This is a genomic window from Kitasatospora aureofaciens, from assembly GCF_019192735.1.
In the GTDB taxonomy this organism is placed as follows: Bacteria; Actinomycetota; Actinomycetes; order Streptomycetales; family Streptomycetaceae; genus Kitasatospora; species Kitasatospora aureofaciens_A.
The window spans coordinates 34,689-52,876 of the sequence record NZ_JAHTKP010000006.1; the positions used below are offsets into that span (position 1 = coordinate 34,689).

An 18,188-nucleotide genomic window follows, 5' to 3' on the forward strand; every position below is an offset into this window, starting at 1 on the left:
TTGTCGATAGTTGACGAACTTAGGCAAAGCTAACCTAAGATCGACCTGTGTTGAGAACCGACCCGCCGGCCACCACAGCCCCGGCGACGCCTCGGCCCTCGGCGGTACGGCAGCCGTTGCTGCTGCTCGCCGGGCTGTGCGCGCTCGCGCTGTGTGCCGCGCTGAGCCTCGCGCTCGGCGCCCGATCCATTCCGCCGTCCACCGTGGCCGATGCCCTGACCGGCGCCGTCCACGGCGGCGACGCCGATGTCGTGACGGGCCTTCGCGTCCCGCGCACGGTCATCGGGCTGGCGGTCGGGGCCGCGCTCGGCGTGGCCGGGGCGGTCACCCAGGGCGTCACCCGCAACCCGCTGGCCTCGCCGGTCACGCTCGGCATCAACGCGGGCGCGAGCCTCGCCGTGGTCGCCGCGATCTACGCGCTGGACCTCGCCCGCCCCGCCCAGTACGTCTGGTTCGCCTTCGCCGGCGCGGCCGTCGCCGCGGTCGCCGCGTACGCGATGTCCCGGCGCGGCGGGGACCTCGACCCGGTCCGGCTCGCGCTCGGCGGCACGGTGCTCACCGTCGTGCTCACCTCGTGGACCTCCGCGCTGATGCTGGCCAGTCACCGCACCCTGGACGAGGCCCGGTTCTGGCTGGCCGGCTCGATCGCCGGGCGACAGCTGGACACGCTCACCCCAGTCCTGCCCTTCCTCGCGGTCGGCCTGCTGGGCGCGTTCGCGATCTCGCCCGCCCTCAACGCGCTGGCCCTCGGCGACGAGGCCGCCCAGTCGCTCGGCGTGCCGGTGGCCCGGATCCGGGTGGCCGGCGGGCTGGCCGTCGTCCTCCTGGCGGGGAGCGCGGTCGCCGTCGCCGGACCGGTGGCGTTCATCGGACTGGCGGCTCCGCACCTGGTCCGCCCGCTGCTCGGCAACGACCACCGCTGGCTGCTGCCCGGCTGCCTGATCGCCGGTCCGCTGCTGCTGCTCGCCGCCGACGTGCTCGGCCGGCTCGTGGCCCGCCCGTCCGAGATCGAGGTCGGGATCGTGACGGCCTTCCTCGGCGCGCCGCTGCTCGCGGTGCTGGCGCGGAGGGTGGCCCGGTGACCGCGCTCGCCACCCCGATCGGCGTGATCGCCCGCCGCCGCGCCCGGACCGCCGCCTGGTCGGTGCTGGCCGCCGCGCTGCTGGTGCTCCTGACCGGCGTCGCCCTCGGCACCGGGCAGGTCAGCATGTCCGTGTGGGACGCGCTGCGCGCCCTCGCCGGACAGGGCGAGCCCGGGAACGTCCTGGTGGTGCAGCAGTTCCGGGCCCCGCGCGTGGTGTCGGCACTGATCGCGGGCGCCGGGCTGGCGATGGCCGGCTCGATGCTCCAGCGCCTCTTCCGCAACCCGCTGGCCTCCCCCGACACCATCGGCGTCACCGGCGGCGCGTCCTTCGGCGCGGTGCTGATGCTCGCCACCGGCGCCTCCCAGCAGCTGATCCCGCTCGCGGCGCTCGGCGGCGGGCTGCTCGCCGCGCTGCTGCTCGGGGGCTTCGCCTGGCGCTCCCGGATGGGCGTCACGCGGCTGGTTCTCGTCGGCCTGGCGCTCCAGCAGGGCCTCGCCGCCGCCGTGAACCTGATGATCGTACGGTTCCCGGCCGAGCTGGCCGCGTCCGCGATGCAGTGGACCACCGGCTCGCTCTACGGCCGGAACTGGACCGAGGTCCGGATCGGCGGCACCGCCATCGCGCTCACCGCCGTCGCCGTGCTGCTCTGCCAGCGGCGCGTCGCGGTCCTCGACCTCGGCGACGACTCGGCCGGCGGCCTCGGCCTCAACCCCGGCCGGGACCGGATGTGGCTGCTGCTGCTCACCATCACCCTCGCCTCGCTCGCCGCCGCCCTCACCGGCCCTGTCGCCTTCGTCGCGCTCGCCGTCCCGCACCTGGTCCGGCTGCTCGCCGGGCCATCCACCCTCGGCACGCTCGGCCTCACCGCGCTCACCGGCGCCGTCCTGCTGCTCGGTGCCGACCTCCTCGTGCTCCACGTGATCCCCGTCCACGGCCTGCCGGTCGGTGCCGTCACCGCCACGCTCGGCGCGCCCTGGCTCCTGGTGCTGATGATCCGCCAGGGCCGGCTTCCCCAGAGGAGCAGCTGATGACCACCGCCAAGGAAGCCAACCGCCCCTCCGCCAACAGCCCCATCCCCAACAACCCCGTCGCCGACAACCCCGTCGCCAACAGCCTCGCCGCCCACGGCCTCGGCCTGCGCTACGGCGACCGCACGATCGTCGATGGGCTCGACCTCGAACTGCCCGGCGGCGCCGTCACCGCGATCGTCGGACCCAACGCGTGCGGCAAGTCCACCCTGCTGCGCGGGCTGGTGCGCCTCCTCGAACCGGCCGCCGGCACCGTCACCCTCGACGGCTCCGACATCCACCGGATGCCCGCCCGGGCGCTCGCCAAGCGGATGGGCCTGCTGCCGCAGCAGCCGGTCACCCCCGAGGCGATCACCGTCGAGTCGCTGGTGCGGCTCGGCCGGTACCCGCACCAGCGGATGCTCAGCCCATGGTCCAAGGCCGACCAGGCCGCCGTCGAGGACGCGCTCGCCCGCACCGGGACCGCCGAACTGCGCGACCAGCAGGTCGACCGGCTCTCCGGCGGGCAGCGCCAGCGCGCCTGGATCGCGCTCGCGCTCGCCCAGGACACCGACCTGCTGCTGCTCGACGAACCGACCACCTTCCTCGACCTGCGCCACCAGCTCGACGTCCTCGACCTCGTCACTGACCTGCACGAGGAGGCCGGGCGCACCGTCGTCATGGTGCTGCACGACCTCGGGCAGGCCGCCCGGTACGCCGACCACCTGGTCGTCCTCAAGGACGGGCGGCTCGCCGCGGCCGGGCCGCCGGCGGAGGTGCTGACGGCCGAGCTGGTCGAGGCCGTGTTCCAGGTGCCGTGCCGGGTGGTGCCCGACCCGGAGACCGGCTCGCCGCTGGTCGTGCCACGGGCCCGGGCGCGTGCTCGTTCCGCTGCCGCCGTCTGACCAACCCCCCTTCCCCCACCCCCGTTCACCCCGAACGTTCGCCCCGATCCAAGGAACACCAATGAACCGCCGACTCCCCGTCGCCGTCCTCGCCGTCACGCTCTCCACCACGCTGCTCGCCGCCTGCGGCAGCAACGGGGACGGCACCAAGGCGAACGGCGACTCCGCCTCCTCGTCCGCTTCCGGCGCCGCCGGCGGCGCCGGTTCGAACGCCGTCTTCCCGCGCAGCGTCAAGCACGCCGCCGGAACCGCCGAGATCAAGGCCCAGCCGAAGCGCGTCGTGGTGCTGGACAGCGGCGAGCTCGACGACGTCACCCTGCTCGGCATCACGCCGGTCGGCGCGGTCTCGCCGCACATGAAGACCGAGGGCGGTTTCCCGAACTACCTCAAGGACAAGATCAAGGACACCAAGGACGTCGGCCCGATGAACGAGCCGAACCTGGAGCTGATCGCCTCCCTCAAGCCCGACCTGATCCTCTCCTCCAAGGTCCGCCACGCCAAGGTCTACGACCAGCTGAACGCGATCGCGCCGACCGTGCTCGCCGAGACCACCGGCTTCCCGTGGAAGGAGAACCTCGCCCTCTACGCGCAGGCGCTCGGCAAGGAGGACGAGGCGAAGAAGGCGCTCGCCGACTACGAGGCGCGCGCGGCCAAGCTCGGCGAGGCGATCAAGGCGAAGAACGGCGGCGCGATGCCGACGACGTCCGTGGTCCGGTTCGTGGCCGGCCCGACCCGTCTGTACGCCAAGTCCTCCTACAGCGGCGTCGTGCTGAAGGACGTCGGCCTGGCCCGCCCGGCCTCCCAGGACGTCGACAAGAACATCGTCGAGGTGAGCGCCGAGCAGATCAACCAGGCCGACGCCGACCTGGTGTTCGTCACCACGGCCGACGACCCGTCCAAGACCAAGGAGAGCGAGGTCCAGCAGACCCCGGTCTGGCAGGGCCTGAACGCCGTCAAGAACAACAAGGTGTTCACCGTTCCGGACGAGACCTGGATGTCCGGCATCGGCGTCCAGGCCGCCGACGCGATGCTCGGCGACATTGCCAAGGCCACGGGCGTCGAGGCGCCGAAGTAGTCGAGGCGCTGCAGTAGCCGCCGTGCAACCGCCGTCGTCGACGAGTGTTGCGACGGTGGTCTGCTCGTCGCGCCGTCGCACTTGTCGCCCGCCACCACCCCGAGGACCACCACCACATGCGCCTCTACCTGCTCGCCCACAACCCCACCGACTCGGTCACCGCCGGCTTCCTGCCCGCCGCCGCCCGGCTCGGACTCGACGTCACCGTCCTGACCGACAGTGCCGAGTCCCACCAGTGGGCGTACGCCGTCCTCCCGTTCACCGCGCCCGAGGTGCTGGAGTGCGACGTCCGGGACTTCCGCGCGGTGATCAGCCTGATCTCCCGCCACCACGCGCCCGACGCGGTGTTCAGCAACAGCGACCACCTGCAGACCCAGACCGCCCTGGCCGCCGAGTACTTCGGCCTGCCCGCCAAGGACTGGAAGGCCGCTCTGCGGGCCAAGGACAAGGGCCAGCTGCGCCGCCACCTCGCCCTGACCGGCCAGGACACCGTCTGGTCGGCCGAGTTGGCGCCCGGGCAGGACCCGACCGCGCTGGAGCCGCCGTTCCCGTGCGTGGTCAAGCCGCGCGAGGGCGTCGCGAGCGAGGACGTCACGCTCGTCGCCGACGCCGCCGAACTCACCCTCCGCTGCAAGGAGATCCAGCACCGCCGGGCCGGCGCCACGCTGGTCGTCGAGGAGTTCCTGGACGGGCAGCTGTGCACCCTGGAGACGCTGGGCGACGGCCGGCGCCGCCACGTCCTCGGCGGGTTCCGCACCCGGCTCTCCCCTCCCCCGGACTTCATCGAGGAGGTCCTGGAGTTCGTCCCCGCGCACCCCGCCGACGTCATCGCCCAGGTCCTCGCCCAGCTCGACGCGCTCGGCGTCGGACTCGGCGCCTGCCACACCGAGTTCGTCCTCCAGCCGGACGGCCGCGCCCGGATCATCGAGGTCAACTACCGTGCCATCGGCGACCAGTGCGACCTGATGCTCGCCGAAATCCTCGGCATACCGCTCTTCGAGCACATCCTCGGCGTCCACCTCGGACGTGAACTTCATGCCGGGCTCGGCGAATTGTGCGCCGCCACGCCGCGCCGCGCCCGCAACGAGGTGATCTGCGCCGACCGGGCCGGCGTCCTCACCGCCGCCCCGGGCCCGTACGACGAGGAGCGCGACGGCGTGCGGCTCGCCTACCGTCCGCTGCGCCCGCTCGGCGAACGGCACGAGCACTACCGCACCAACCGGGACTACCTGGGCGTCATATGGGCCGTTGGTACCGACCAGGCAGCCGTGGACGCCGTCGTCGCCCGCTTCCGCGCCGCCAACCGCTGGGAGATCACCCGGTGACCGCCGCCGAGCAGCTCACCCTGCGCCTGCTCTCCGCGCTCGTACGCGAGGACGTCCTCGGCCTGCGCACGCGCGGGACGATCGAGCAGCGAGCGGACGGACCGTGGCTCGAACTCCCGGACGCCGCACTGGCCGTGCCCGTCGCTCCCGAGGGGTTCCAGTCCGAGTACGCTGTCCGGCTGCCGCTACTGGAACTCGGCGGACGCGAACTCGCAGGTCTGGACGCCATTGTGGCGAATCTCGCCGAGCTGGCCGACACCGAGGACCGGCCCGGCTGGACCGCCCTCGCCGACGAGTGCCGCCAGACCCTCGCCACCATGGAACTGCACGAGCAGGCCCGGCCCGAGGTGCACGCGCGCCTCACCGACCTGTACGGCGCCGACCCGGCCGCCTGGGCCGGTCCCGCCGCCACCCTCGGCCACGACACCCTGGCCGCCTACCTCGACCACCCGGTCTACCCGACCGCACGCGGCCGGGCCGGTCTCAGCAACGCCCAACTGCGCTCCTACGCACCGGAGTTCCATTCGGCGTTCGAGCTGCGCTGGCTCGCCGTGCCCACCGAAGCCCTCACCACCCACGGCGAACAGCCGCTCCCCAGCTGGTGGCCCACCCCGGCCTGGCTCGGCCTCGGCGACACCTGCCCCGGCGACGGCTGGACCACCCTGCCCGTCCACCCGCTCACCGTCGGCGCGCCGCTCGACGAGGCGCTGGCCACCACCGGCCTGGCCGGCCGCGCGGTGCTCGCCGACCGCGCCTACCTGACGGTCGTACCCACGCTCTCCATGCGCACCGTCGCCGTCGCCGACGACCCCGTCTGCCACCTCAAACTCCCGCTCGCCACGGCCAGCCTGGGCCGGCTCAACCGCCGCACGATCAAGCCGGGCACGCTGGTCGACGGCGCCGCCGGCCAGCGCCTGATCGAGGCCGTGCTGGCCCGCGAACCGCGCTTCGCCGGACGGATCCTCCACGCCGACGAGCAGACGTTCGCCCACGCCGGACACGAGCTGCTCGCCGTCCTGCTGCGCCGCTGTCCGGCCGGGCTGGACCGTGCCGTCACCGTCCCGCTGGCCGCCCTGCTGGCGCCCGCACCCGGGGACCGGCTCGTGCTCGACCACCTCGCCGACCGGTTCTACGGCGGCGACCCGCTCGCCCTCTACGACGCCCTGCTGGAGCTGCTGCTCGACTGGCAGACCACGCTCTTCGGCTACGGCATCGCACTGGAGTCCCACCAACAGAACACCTCGCTGGTCCTCGACGAGGAGGGCCTGCGCCTGCTCTACAAGGACGACGACGGCCCCCGCGTCCACACTGCCCGCCTGGCCGCCACGCTCGGCGAACTCGCTCCCTCTCCCGAGGAGTTCGATGACGCGCGGATCTTCGGCGACGACGATCGGGCACTGACCGACCTGTTCACCACCATCACCGGCCACCTCTGCACCGCCTCCCTCGCATTCGGCCTCGCCGACCACGACCGCGCCGAACTCGGCGATGCCCTCTCCCTGTTGCGCAAGCGCCTGACGGAGGCCGTCGACCGGCTCGGGCCGGTGGGCGACCCACTGCGGACGGACCTGCTGGACGCCCAGCGGCTGCCGGTCAAGGCCATGGTCACCGCCGGGACCCTGCTCACCAAGCAGCGTTCGGGCGCCGCCGACATCAACAAGCACTACACCAGCGGCCCCAACTACCTTCTGCCCAGCCACCTGTTGCCCAGCCACCTGTTGCCCGGCTACCCGCTGTCCGACGACCGTCCGGCGAACCGCCGCACGCGATGAGCGTGGACACCCTGCCGCAGCGGTCCGGGAGCGAGGTCGACAGCTCGGGCGAGCTCGGCCGCCGCCAGGTCCACGCCGTCGCGGCCTGCTACTTCGTCGCCTCCTTCGCCGCGCTCGGCCTGCCGCCGTACCTGACCGCGATCCTGCCCGCACTAGGCGACTCCCAGGCCCGCTGGGCCGGCGTGCTCTACATCGTGCCGACGGTGTTCAGCGCGCTCGGCGCTCCGCTGTGGGGCCGGCTCGCGGACCGGTTCGGCCGCAAGCGACTGCTGCTGCGCGCCCAACTTGGGCTCACCGTCTCGTTCCTGGTGGCCGGCGCGGCCGACAGCCTGCCCGCGTTCACCCTCGCGCTGGTGCTCCAGGGCTTCCTCGGCGGCACCTTCGCCGCCACCAACGGCTACCTCGCCGCCGCGCTCGACGGCCCACGGCTCTCCCGTGCGCTCACCCTGATGCAGGGCAGCGCACGCGCCGCGCTGGTGGCCGCGCCGATCCTGGTCGGCGCGCTGTCCCCGTGGATCGACCCGCACCGGCAGTACCTGGTGATGGCCGTACTCCCCCTCGCCGCCGCCCTGTTGCTGTCGCGGCTGCCCGAGCCCCGGCCCCGGCCTGCGGCCACCACGTCCAGCACCATCAGTGCCACCAGCCCCACGACGGAGAACGAGCCCGAGGGCACTGCACCGGCCTCCCTGCGGCCGCTCTACGCCTTCGAGTTCACCTTCGTCTTCGCCACCGTGATCTCCCTCCCCTACCTGATCACGCTCGCCGAGCAGCGCCTGCCCGGCGTCTCCGGCGTCACCACGGGCGTCCTGTTCGCCCTGCCGCACCTGTGTTACCTGGTGTTCGCCGCCCGCACGCACGCGGTCCTCCACGCCCACCCGCACACCGGAATCGCCCTCGGCTTCGGCTTCGTCACCCTCGGCCTCGCCGGACACGCCGTCGCCTACTCCCTGCCGGTGTTCGTCGCGGTCCGCCTACTGCTGGGCGCCGGGCTCACGCTCGGTCTGGTCAGCCTCGCCGTGCTCGCCGCCGGAGCCGCCAAGGGCCGTGCGCCCGGGCGGATGTTCGGCACCCTCGAACTCGTCTCCAAGGGCGGCGCCGTCACCGCCGGCGCCGTCGCCGCGCTGGCCAACGACAGATTCGGCGCCGCCGCTCCCGTGGTGGCCGGCACCGCCGCCGCCCTGCTGGCCGCCCTCGCGGCCACCGCACTCACCGTCCCGTCCTCCCGCCAGCGTTGGAGTCGCCGATGACCCCCGAACTGCCCACCGCCGACGAAGCGGTGGCCCACACCCTGCTCAACTGCCTGCTGCGCGAGGTCTCCGCGCCCGAGCACCAGACCGCCGTCGCCGACGGGAGGCTGCAGATCCGCCTTCCCCGACGCGGCGTCCTGCTGCGGGTCGCGCTGCGCCGCACCTCCCTGCTCGGCGCACATCGATTCGCCGGACCGGTCGAGATCGAACGGGCCAGCGGTTGGCAGGAGTTGGACTGGTGCGAGCTGGCCGGCCACGTCCAGGGCGAACTGGAGCTGCGCACCGGCACGGTGAACGAGGAGTTCCTCGGCCAGGTGGCATCCAGCCACGACGGCGTGCGCGAGGGCCTGGAGGCCCGGCCGGACTCCGGCGTGGACCGCTACCTTGAGTCCGAGCAGGCCCTGCTGTTCGGCCACCGCTTCCACCCCGCACCCAAGTCCCGCTCCGCCGCCCGGGGCGACTGGCGCCGCTACGCGCCGGAGTCGCGGGCCGCGTTCCAGCTGCGCCACCTGGCAGTCCGGGAGGAGCTGCTGGCCGAGCACTCACTCGACGACACCGCGACCGCCCTGCTCGACGGACTCGGCGAGGTGCCGGCCGGGTACCGGCTGCTGCCCGCTCACCCCTGGCAGTACCAACTCATCGGCGACCACCCACTGTTGCGCGGCGCCCTGGCCCGCGGCGACGTGCTCGACCTCGGCCCGCGCGGCGAGGAGTTCGCCGCCACCGCCTCGGTGCGCACCCTCCACGGCGCGGACGCCTTCCTCAAGTTCAGCCTCAACGTCCGCATCACCAACTGCCTGCGTAAGAACGCCGCTTACGAGCTGACCGGCGCCGTCATGCTCACCTGGCTGCTCGCCCCCGCGCTCGCCGACCTCGCGCGACGCTTCCCGGACGCGGCGATGCTGCGCGAACCCGCCTTCCGCACGCTCGCGTTGCCCGGTGCTGACGGCCGCCCGGAGCAGTCACTGTTCGAGGGCTTCGGACTGATCGTCCGCGAGGGCTTCGCAGACGTGCTCCGGCCCGGCGTCACCCCGCTGCTCGCCGCCGCCGTCGCCGCCGAACACCCGACCAGCTCGGCACACATCTCCCGCCTACTGGACGGGAGTTCGGATGGCTGCAGGGCCCTCGACTGGTGGCGCGCCTACCTGCGGCTGCTCGTCCCGCCGGTGCTGGCCGCCTACTTCGACCACGGCGTGGTGCTCGAACCGCACCTGCAGAACGTGCTGATCGGCGTCGACACCGACGGACACCCGGCACAGGTCCTCTTCCGCGACCTGGAGGGCACCAAGCTCGTCCCCGAGCACAACGCCGGACTGCTCGCCGCCCTGCCGCCCGAGGTGGCCGGCCCGATGACGTACGACGCCGAGCGCGGCTGGGACCGGGTGGTCTACTGCCTGCTGGTCAACCACGTCGCCGAACTGCTCGCCGCGCTCGCCGACCGCCACCCCGAGCAGGAGAGCGCCCTCTGGCAGGCGGTCCGGGACACCCTGGAGGAGTACGCGACCGCCCACGGCCGCCCGCCGCGGCTGCGCGCGCTGCTCGCCGGGGTCCCGCTGCCCGCCAAGGCCAACCTGCTCACCCGCTGGGAGCGCAAGGCCGACCGCGAGGCCGGTTACGTCCGGCTGCCCTCGCCGCTGGCCGGAGAGGTCCTCGCCGAGGCCGCCCGGCTCCCCTTCCCCGTCCCCGTTGGGAGCGCCCGATGACCGAGTCCGTCCGCTGGCACGTCGCCGCCCTCGCCACCGACGAACTTCCCGCCTACGTCTACGACTTGGCCAAGCTGCGCGAGCACGCCGCCGCCGTCCGGGCCGCGCTGCCGGACCGGGTGGAGCTGTACTACGCCGCCAAGGCCAACCCGGAGGCGCCGGTACTGGCCGCGCTGCGCGGCGCGGTGGACGGCTACGAGGTGTCCAGCGGCGGCGAGTTGGCGCACGTACGGGCGGCCGTGCCGGACGCCCCGCTGGCCTTCGGCGGACCGGGCAAGACCCCCACCGAGATCGCCGCCGCCGTCGCGGCCGGCGTGCACCGCTGGCACGTCGAGAGCGAGCAGGAGCTGCACCGGCTCGCAGCGGTCCTCGCGCAGCAGCCGGACACGGTGGTCGACGTGCTGCTGCGGGTCAACCTACCGGTCAGCACGGGCGCCCTGGACGCGGTGGCGCTCGCGATGGGCGGGCGGCCGACACCGTTCGGGCTCGACCCGGACCGCGCCGAGGCATGCGTCCGACTGCTCACCGGCGACGGCCCGCTCGGGCGGCAGCTGCGCCTGCGCGGGGTGCACGCCCACCTCGCCAGCGGGCTGGCCGCGACGGAGCAACTCGCCGTCGCGGAGCAGATCGTGGGCTGGTCGGCCGCCCTGGCCGAGCGGCACGGCTTCCCGCTCGACGAGGTCAACGTCGGCGGCGGCATGGCCGTGGACTACGAGGACCCGGCCGCCCGTTTCGACTGGACGGCCTTCGGCGACGGGCTGGCCAAGCTGCTCGGCGCGCACCCCGGGCTGACCCTGCGGATCGAGCCCGGCCGCGCGCTGACGGCGTACTGCGGCTGGTACGCGACCGAGGTGCTGGACGTGAAGCGCAGCCACGGCGAGGACTTCGCCGTCGTCCGTGGCGGCACCCACCACCTGCGCACCCCGGCCACCCGGGGCCACTCCCAGCCGTTCGAGGTGCTGCCGGTGGACGCCTGGCCGCACCCGTGGCCGCGCCCCGCCGTCACCACCGGCCGTGCCACGCTGGCCGGCCAGCTCTGCACCCCGAAGGACGTCCTCGCCCGGGCCGCCGAGGGCGCGAACGGCCTGCGGACGGCGGACCGGGTGCTGTTCACGATGGCCGGCGCGTACGCATGGAACATCTCGCACCACGAGTTCCTGATGCACCCCCGCCCGGGCTTCCACTACCTGGGCGACTGACGGAAGGCACCTCGCGCACCTCTGGTAGCTCGTGCACCTCTGACACCTCGCGCACCTTCGGCGCTCCTGAGGCGCCGAGCAGATAACAGATAGCAGGTAACAGATGACAGATGACAGATTTCGAAATCTGTTATCTGTCATCTGTTACCTGTCGGCCGCCACCCCCACAGGACCCATTCGCACGGGCGTGCGACAGTAATAGGCAGCGAAGGGAGCGCGAACGTGCTGATGGACAGGGTGGCGGAGATCCTCGCCGAGGCCGCGGCCGAGGTGGTGGAGCCGCGCTTCCGGGCGTTGGCCACCGGCGAGGTGCTGGAGAAGGCGCCCGGCGAGGTCGTGACGATCGCCGACCGCGAGGCCGAGGCCATCATCGAACGGCGGCTGCGCGAACTGCTCCCCATCCCGGTGGTCGGCGAGGAGGCCGTCGCGGCCGACCCGTCGCTCGCCCGGGCCCTGCACTCCGAGCCCGCCGTCTGGCTGGTCGACCCGGTCGACGGCACGTCCAACTTCGTCGCCGGCCGCCCCGAGTACGCCGTGATGTGCTCCCTCGTCCGCACCGGACAGACCGTCGCCTCGTGGATCTGGCAGCCCGCCACCGCCACCGCCTACCGCGCCGAACTGGGCGCCGGTGCCTGGCGCGACGACGTCCGCCTCACCCGCGCGCCCGCACCGGCCGACGCCGGGAAGCTGACCGGCATCCTGAAGAGCCGCTTCCTCGACCCGGACCACCGCCGCCGCCTGGAGGCCAACAGCTCGGCCTTCGGCGAGGTCTCCCCCGGCCGGAGCGCCGCCGGGATCGAGTACCCGGACGTCGTCGAGGGCCGGTTCGACTTCATCCTGTACTGGCGCACCCTCCCCTGGGACCACGCCCCCGGCTCCCTGCTCCTCACCGAGGCCGGCGGCGTCGCCGCCCGCCTGGACGGCCGCCCCTACCGCCCCGAGGCCCCGGGCGGCGAGGACGGCCTGCTCGTCGCCGCCGACCCGGCGACCTGGGAGCTCACCCGCGCCGTCCTCATGGGCGACTGACGACCACCCCCGTGCGGCGGGTCACCACACCACCGGCAGCCGCTCCGGCAGTCGCTTGATGAACCCCGGCCGCCAGGCCAGTTGCTCCACCGGCAGGGCGAGCCGCAGGCCCGGCAGCCGCTCCACGAGCGCCGTGATCGCGATCTCGGCGTGCGTGCGGCCGAGCGCCGAGGCCGGGCAGAAGTGGCGGCCCGCGCCGAACGCGAGGTGCGGGTTGCTCGTCCGGTCGAAGTCGATCCGCTCCGGGTCCGGGAACACCGCCGGGTCGTAGTTGGCGCCCTCGACCAGGACGAGCACCAGCTCGCCCTCCTTCACCAGCACGTCGCCCACCCGCACGTCCGCGAGCGCGATCCGCGGCAGGGCGTCGCCGATCGACAGGTTGACCCGCAGCAGCTCGTCCACCGCGCGCCCGATCAGCGCGGGCTCCCGCCGCAGCCGGTCGGCGAGTTCGGGCTGCTCGCACAGGTAGATGATCGCGTTCAGCAGGAACGACGAGGTCGACACCGCGCCCGCGCCGAACAGCGACAGGGCGACGGTGGCGAGGAGTTCGTCGCTGACCCGGTCGGAGACGTCCGGGGAGCGGCGCAGCACGGCGAACCGTCCGAGCAGGCCGTCCACCGGTTCCGGGTCTGCGTTGAGCCGCCCGAGCATGTAGCCGAGGTCCTTGTACCAGTTGGGAGTCGAGCCCGCGAAGGGCACCGGGCTGGTGAGGAAGGCGACGTCGATGCCGGCCATCAGCCGCCGCCAGTCGTCGGCCGGGATGCCGAGCAACCGGCAGTGCAGGGCGGCGGAGTAGGGCTCGGTGAAGCCGTCCCGCAGTTCGCCGGGGGCGCCGTGCGCGACCAGCGCGTCGATCAGCCGGTGGGCCTCGGCCTGGAGCCAGCCGTCGAGTTCCTTGTCGGCGCGCGGGGAGAGCGTCTTCATGACGGCGTTGCGCAGCCCGGCGCTGTTGATGTTGCCCATGTTGTTGACCACCTCCGGCGGGATGGTCAGCGCGTACTGGCGGGGGACGCCGGGGTTGGCGGTGTCCTTGAGGCTGAACCGCTCGTCCTCCAGCACCTGCTTGGCCAGCGCGTAGCTGCTGACCAGCCAGGCCGGATCGCCGGTCAGGGTACGGACTTTGGCGATCGGCTGCTTCTCACGCAGCCGGCTCGCCTCCACGGGCAGGACGTCGCCTCTTCGCGGCAACGGGAAGGTGACGTCGGTGGTCACCGCATCATCGGCGATCACCGCGTCATCGGTGGTTACCGCGTCATCGGTGGTTACCGCGTCATCGGTGGTTACCGCGTCATCGGTGGTTACCGGATCGGTCACGGTCATGGGTGTGGCTCCTCTGGGGGGATGGTCAACTACGCGGCGCGGGCGGGCACAACAGAGTCGGCGGTGGCCGCCAGCGTCGCGGCCGGGCGGACCACCGCGTAGGCCTGGCCGGGCACCGCGCGCAGGCCTTCGTCACGGCCGAACAGGACCGGGGTGAGCGGGAGTTCCAGGTGATAGCAGCTGACGGAGGACGGCACGCCGAGCAGCGCCGGGGTGTCCAGGAAGAACGGCAGTTCGGCGGCGATGTACCGGAGTCCGGCGGCGAGTTGGGGTTCGCTGGGCGCGAGGCCCTCGTCCAGCCGGGCTGCCAGGAAGCCGCGGGCCATGCCCTCGGCGGCCTCGCGGAACACCCGGTCGGTCCGGAGCGCCTCGACGGTCTGTGAGTGCAGCCGCCGGTAGGCCGGTTCGCCGGTGAAGGAGGAGAGGGCGTGCACCCGGACGTCCTCCTGGCGGCCGGCCTCCTCGACGCCGCGCTCGATCCGGCGGGCGGTGGCCTTGACCTCCTTGAGGGCGCGGCGCTCGGCGTGTTCGGGGGTGTAGCCGAAGGTCTCGTACTGGGCACCGACGTGCAGGTCGGCGTAGACGATGTCGATCCTTTCGAAGAACTTCCGCCCCCACCCGATGAGTTCGGCGATCCGACGGTGACTGAAATAGCTGTTGCCCGGGCTGACGCCGATGAGCAGGTGCTCCCCGCGCCGCCAGATCTCGTGGCACCGGCGGGAGTAGGGAAGTGCCTCGTAGGCAGCCGTCGGACCGGTCATGGGAGTGGTTATCGGGCTTTCGTCCGGGAGGGTTTCGCGCATGCCTTGCCTCCGCATCGCAGCAGTGGTCGCAGGACGGTGTTCATGGGGATTTACCGGGATTCACAGAAGTGCACGGCGGGTAGGCGGAGTTCACCCGGATGTAAGGGGGAGCTCACCACGGTGGATGACGCGCGCCTGGTCAGGCGGCCTGCCCCGGAGTGCCGTGTGCGCATGGTGGGGCTGCGACCACATGAAGTTACCGCCGCCGTTCGGGATCTCCGCAAGTCCTGCCCCGGGGTTGGCGAAATGTGATCACCGCGCGGCCGGAATCAGCCTGTACTCCCCTGCGTCGGTATGTCCACGGACGCTTTCCGGTCGCGGCGGGATATCGCCCGGCCAGCCTCTCACGCCAGTGTGGCTTCCTCCAAGGTCCCTACTGAAAGAGGGACTTGTTTTGGAAGCACGTGAACGACCCCACACACATGGCCTTGTACGAAGCAGAAGCGAGGCGGAGGCAGAGACAGAAACGGGAGCAGCAACGGAAGCAGATGCCAGAGCCGGAGCCGGAGCCGGTGCCGACCGACCTAACTCGCCCGCTCCCCCGCGACCTTGCGCCCCGCCTTGACGACCTCGCGCAGCACCGCGCGGACCTCCCCCACCGTGGCATGCGGGTTGAGCAGGGTCAGCTTCAGCCGGACCCGGCCGGGCCCGTCCCCCGGCAGTTCGGTGCGCCCGACCACCGCCCGCCCGGTGCGCAGCAGCAACCGTCGCAGCTGGCCGTTGAGTTCGTCGACGGCCGCCTCGTCCGTCGCCTCCGACGGCCGGAAGCGGAACACGACCGTGGTCAGGACGGGCTCGCCGTGGAGTTCCAGGGACGGTTCGGCGCGGACGGCGCCGGCGGCGGCATGGGCGAGGTCATGGCAGGCGTCGACGAGGCGGCCGAGTCCGTCGCGGCCGAGGGTGCGCAGGGTGACGGCGAGTTTGAAGGCGTCGGCGCGCCGGGTGGTGCGCAGCGAGCGGCCGAGCAGGCTGGGGTAGCCGGCGCGTTCGTCGTCGACGGGGTTGAGGTACTCGGCGCGGCGGGCGAGGGAGACGTACGTCTCGGCCCGGCGGACCAGGAAGACGCCGGCGGCGGCGGGTTGCCAGCCGAGTTTGTGCCAGTCGAGGGAGACCGAGTCGGCACGGGCGATGCCGTCGAGGAGCGGGGCGAGCCGGTCGGAGAGCAGGGCGCCGCCGCCGTACGCGGCGTCGACGTGCAGCCAGGCGCCGTAGCGGGTGGCGAGGTCGGCGGCGGTGTGCAGCGGGTCGATCGCGCCGGTGTCGGTGGTGCCCGCGGTGGCGACGACGGCGATCGGGGTGTGTCCGGCCCAGCTGTTCTCGGCGAGCGCGCGTTCCAACGCGACCGGGTCCATGCGGAGTTGGCGGTCGACCTGGACGGCGACGACGGCCCGTTCGCCGAGACCGAGCAGGGCGGCGGCGCGTTGGACGGAGAAGTGGGCGGCCTCCGAGGCGATGATGCGCGGGCTGGCGCCGGCCGGGATTCCGTCCAACTCGACGATGCCGTCCAGCTTCTGGTCGCGCGCCAGCATGAGGCCCATGAAGTTGGACTCGGTACCGCCGGAGGTGAGGACGCCGGCCGCGCGGGCGGGGTCGTAGCCGACCAGGGCGGCGAGTTCGGCGAGGAGCGCGGTTTCCAGGGCAGTGGCGGCGGGGGCCTGGTCCCAGGAGTCCTGGGAGGGGTTGAGGGCACTGACGGCGAGGTCGGCGGCGGCGGCCACGGCGAGCGGCGGGCAGTGCAGGTGGGCGGCGCAGGCCGGGTCGGCGGGGTCGGCGGCACCGTAGGCGAGGAGTTCGGTGAGCCGGGCGAGGGCGCCGCGGCCGTGAGCGCCGGCGAGGCCGTCGGCGACCAGGGCGGCGAGCTCGGCGGGGCTTCCGGCGGGCAGCGGTCCGGCGCGCAGGCCGGTGCCGGTGTCGAGGGCGTCGAGGACGGTGGCGAGCAGCGGGCCGAGCGCGCCCGGCCCGCCGGCGCCGCCCGCGAGGGCGTCCAACGGGACCGCACTGCCGGGCAGTTCGGGGTCGGAGTCGGACTCGGAGCCGTGCCCTGAACCGGTGCCCGCGCCGCCGCTCATCCGGCGTCCCGGGCAGAGTCCCGGGCGGAGTCCCGGACTGAATCCCGAGCGGCAGCCTGGACGGAGCCCCGGGCAGTACCCCGCGCGGCATTCCGCCCCCCGCCCGCGGCCCCACCCCTACCTGCGGCCCCGCCTGCACCCTCGCCCGCAGCCGCAGCACCGATCGCGTCGGCGAGCCGGTCGAACACGGCGGCGGCCTGCTCGTCCGTCATGGTGAGCGGCGGAAGCAGCCGCAGCACCGCGTCATGCCGGCCGCCGAGTTCGACGATCAGGCCGCGCGCCAGGCATGCCTCGCGCACCCGCACGGCGAACGTGTGGTCGGCCGGCCGGGCACCGCAGGCGTCGGGTTCCGCGGTGGGGTCGACGAGTTCGACGCCGAGCATCAGGCCGCGCCCGCGAACGTCCCCGATGACCGGCAGTTCGGTGGCGAGGTCGCGCAGCCGGGCGGCCATCCGGTCACCGACCACGGCGGCGCGCTCGGCGAGCCCGTGGGCGGCGACGTACCGGAGGGTGGCGGCACCGGCGGCCATGGCGAGGGTGTTGCCGCGGAAGGTGCCGGTGTGGGCGCCGGGCCGCCAGCCGTCGTAGTCCTCGCGGTAGACGACGACGGCGAGCGGCAGGCTGCCGCCGATGGCCTTGGACAGCACCATGGCGTCCGGGACGATGCCGCTGTGCTCGACGGCCCACATCGCGCCGGTGCGGCCGACGCCGGTCTGCACCTCGTCGACGATCAGCGGGATGCCGCGTTCGGCGGTGATCCGGCGCATCTCGCGCAGCCAGCCGTCGGGGGCGGGGACGACGCCGCCCTCGCCCTGGACGGCCTCCAGGATCATCGCGGCGGGGGTGACGACGCCGCCGGAGGGGTCGTCCAGCAGCCGTTCGACGTAGGTGGCGGCGAGGTCGGCGCCCGCGTCGCCGCCGACGCCGAACGGGCAGCGGTAGCCATAGGGGTAGGGCAGCCGGACGACCTCGCCGCCGCTCGGCAGCGGCTCCTTGACGGCGACGTTGCCGGTGAGCGCGAGGGCGCCGGCGGTCATGCCGTGGTAGCCGCCGGTGAAGGCGAGGGCGCTGGAGCGGCCGGTGGCGGTCTGCATCAGTTTGAGCGCGGCCTCGACGGCGTCGGTCCCGGCCGGTCCGCAGAAATGCACGCGGGCGCGGGCGGCGAACTCCTCGGGGAGGCTCTCGAACAGGGCGGTGGTGAAATCGTCCTTCTCGGCGGTGGCGAGGTCGAGCAGGTGCAGCGGCGCCCCGCTGTCGAGGGTTCGGCGGATCGCCTCGAGCACCACGGGGTGGTTGTGCCCGAGGGCGAGCGTCCCGGCGCCGGAGAGGCAGTCGAGGTAGCGCCGCCCGTCCGCGCCCTCGACGGTCATGCCGTTCGCCCGGACGGGGACGATCGGGAAGGACCGGGCGTACGTCCGGGCGGCGGACTCGCGGACGCGCTGGCGGCGCAGGACGGCCTCGCCGGGGGCCTGGGCGGGAACGGTGGCGAGCGACAAGACGAACCCCCAGAAGAAGTTAGGTAAGCCTAACTTTATCGCCCCTGACCTGGCCGATTGCCTCGGGGGCACCCAGAACCACCCGACCGGGTGAACAGCCCCCGCTGTTCCAACGAGCGCACGGCCGAAAGGTCACGCATGCCACCGCTTCCCTTG

Annotated in this window: 14 protein-coding genes; 10 read left to right on the plus strand and 4 right to left on the minus strand. The window is 73.3% G+C overall.

What is annotated here, in order from left to right; all coding sequences use genetic code 11:
- Positions 1-116: 116 nt before the first annotated feature.
- From KV557_RS08660 to KV557_RS08705, 10 genes are all read left to right on the plus strand, one after another.
- A complete protein-coding gene (locus KV557_RS08660; protein ID WP_256177153.1) occupies positions 117-1,082 on the plus strand; it encodes a FecCD family ABC transporter permease in 966 nt (321 codons plus the stop codon).
- Complete coding sequence (locus KV557_RS08665; protein ID WP_218199185.1) at positions 1,079-2,113, plus strand: FecCD family ABC transporter permease; 1,035 nt, start codon at positions 1,079-1,081, stop codon at positions 2,111-2,113. The genes KV557_RS08660 and KV557_RS08665 overlap by 4 nt, the downstream gene beginning before the upstream one ends.
- On the plus strand, positions 2,113-2,997 hold the full coding sequence (locus KV557_RS08670) for an ABC transporter ATP-binding protein (protein WP_218199186.1): 885 nt from the start codon (positions 2,113-2,115) through the stop codon (positions 2,995-2,997). The genes KV557_RS08665 and KV557_RS08670 overlap by 1 nt, the downstream gene beginning before the upstream one ends.
- Before the next feature lie 61 nt (positions 2,998-3,058).
- Positions 3,059-4,072, plus strand: a complete 1,014-nt coding sequence (locus tag KV557_RS08675) for an ABC transporter substrate-binding protein (RefSeq protein ID WP_218199187.1) — start codon at positions 3,059-3,061, stop codon at positions 4,070-4,072.
- Between the two features lie 116 nt (positions 4,073-4,188).
- Positions 4,189-5,397, plus strand: coding sequence for an ATP-grasp domain-containing protein (locus KV557_RS08680; RefSeq protein WP_218199188.1), 1,209 nt, complete (start codon positions 4,189-4,191; stop codon positions 5,395-5,397).
- Entirely contained in the window at positions 5,394-7,169 is a 1,776-nt protein-coding gene (locus tag KV557_RS08685) for an IucA/IucC family protein (protein ID WP_308129814.1), read from the plus strand. The genes KV557_RS08680 and KV557_RS08685 overlap by 4 nt, the downstream gene beginning before the upstream one ends.
- Complete coding sequence (locus KV557_RS08690) at positions 7,166-8,416, plus strand: MFS transporter (protein ID WP_218199190.1); 1,251 nt, start codon at positions 7,166-7,168, stop codon at positions 8,414-8,416. The genes KV557_RS08685 and KV557_RS08690 overlap by 4 nt, the downstream gene beginning before the upstream one ends.
- On the plus strand, positions 8,413-10,119 hold the full coding sequence (locus KV557_RS08695; protein WP_218199191.1) for an IucA/IucC family protein: 1,707 nt from the start codon (positions 8,413-8,415) through the stop codon (positions 10,117-10,119). The genes KV557_RS08690 and KV557_RS08695 overlap by 4 nt, the downstream gene beginning before the upstream one ends.
- Positions 10,116-11,318, plus strand: a complete 1,203-nt coding sequence (locus tag KV557_RS08700) for a type III PLP-dependent enzyme (RefSeq protein ID WP_218199192.1) — start codon at positions 10,116-10,118, stop codon at positions 11,316-11,318. Before KV557_RS08695 ends, KV557_RS08700 begins: the two co-directional genes overlap by 4 nt.
- A 228-nt stretch (positions 11,319-11,546) precedes the next feature.
- Positions 11,547-12,344, plus strand: a complete 798-nt coding sequence (locus KV557_RS08705; protein WP_256177156.1) for an inositol monophosphatase family protein — start codon at positions 11,547-11,549, stop codon at positions 12,342-12,344.
- Positions 12,345-12,365: 21 nt separating this feature from the next.
- Here the strand turns inward: KV557_RS08705 and KV557_RS08710 are convergent, their stop codons facing one another.
- From KV557_RS08710 to KV557_RS08725, 4 genes are all read right to left on the minus strand, one after another.
- Positions 12,366-13,664 (minus strand): cytochrome P450, encoded by a 1,299-nt coding sequence (locus tag KV557_RS08710; RefSeq protein ID WP_218199194.1) that lies wholly within the window; start codon positions 13,662-13,664, stop codon positions 12,366-12,368.
- A 29-nt stretch (positions 13,665-13,693) separates the two neighbouring features.
- On the minus strand, positions 13,694-14,425 hold the full coding sequence (locus tag KV557_RS08715; RefSeq protein WP_218199195.1) for a tRNA-dependent cyclodipeptide synthase: 732 nt from the start codon (positions 14,423-14,425) through the stop codon (positions 13,694-13,696).
- Positions 14,426-14,991: 566 nt separating this feature from the next.
- The gene (locus tag KV557_RS08720) at positions 14,992-16,536 is read right to left on the minus strand and encodes a pyridoxal phosphate-dependent decarboxylase family protein (protein WP_218199196.1); all 1,545 of its coding nucleotides are present in this window, start codon (positions 16,534-16,536) and stop codon (positions 14,992-14,994) included.
- Entirely contained in the window at positions 16,533-18,032 is a 1,500-nt protein-coding gene (locus tag KV557_RS08725; protein ID WP_218199197.1) for a diaminobutyrate--2-oxoglutarate transaminase, read from the minus strand. The genes KV557_RS08720 and KV557_RS08725 overlap by 4 nt, the downstream gene beginning before the upstream one ends.
- Positions 18,033-18,188 lie beyond the last annotated feature (156 nt).

Coding starts and splice junctions, on each gene's coding strand:
- KV557_RS08690 (WP_218199190.1), top strand. CDS start 7,166: ATGAGCGTGGACACCCTGCCGCAGCGGTCCGGGAGCGAGGTCGACAGC.
- KV557_RS08695 (WP_218199191.1), top strand. CDS start 8,413: ATGACCCCCGAACTGCCCACCGCCGACGAAGCGGTGGCCCACACCCTG.
- KV557_RS08710 (WP_218199194.1), bottom strand. CDS start 13,664: ATGACCGTGACCGATCCGGTAACCACCGATGACGCGGTAACCACCGAT.
- KV557_RS08700 (WP_218199192.1), top strand. CDS start 10,116: ATGACCGAGTCCGTCCGCTGGCACGTCGCCGCCCTCGCCACCGACGAA.
- KV557_RS08670 (WP_218199186.1), top strand. CDS start 2,113: ATGACCACCGCCAAGGAAGCCAACCGCCCCTCCGCCAACAGCCCCATC.
- KV557_RS08715 (WP_218199195.1), bottom strand. CDS start 14,425: ATGACCGGTCCGACGGCTGCCTACGAGGCACTTCCCTACTCCCGCCGG.
- KV557_RS08675 (WP_218199187.1), top strand. CDS start 3,059: ATGAACCGCCGACTCCCCGTCGCCGTCCTCGCCGTCACGCTCTCCACC.
- KV557_RS08705 (WP_256177156.1), top strand. CDS start 11,547: ATGGACAGGGTGGCGGAGATCCTCGCCGAGGCCGCGGCCGAGGTGGTG.
- KV557_RS08720 (WP_218199196.1), bottom strand. CDS start 16,536: ATGAGCGGCGGCGCGGGCACCGGTTCAGGGCACGGCTCCGAGTCCGAC.
- KV557_RS08680 (WP_218199188.1), top strand. CDS start 4,189: ATGCGCCTCTACCTGCTCGCCCACAACCCCACCGACTCGGTCACCGCC.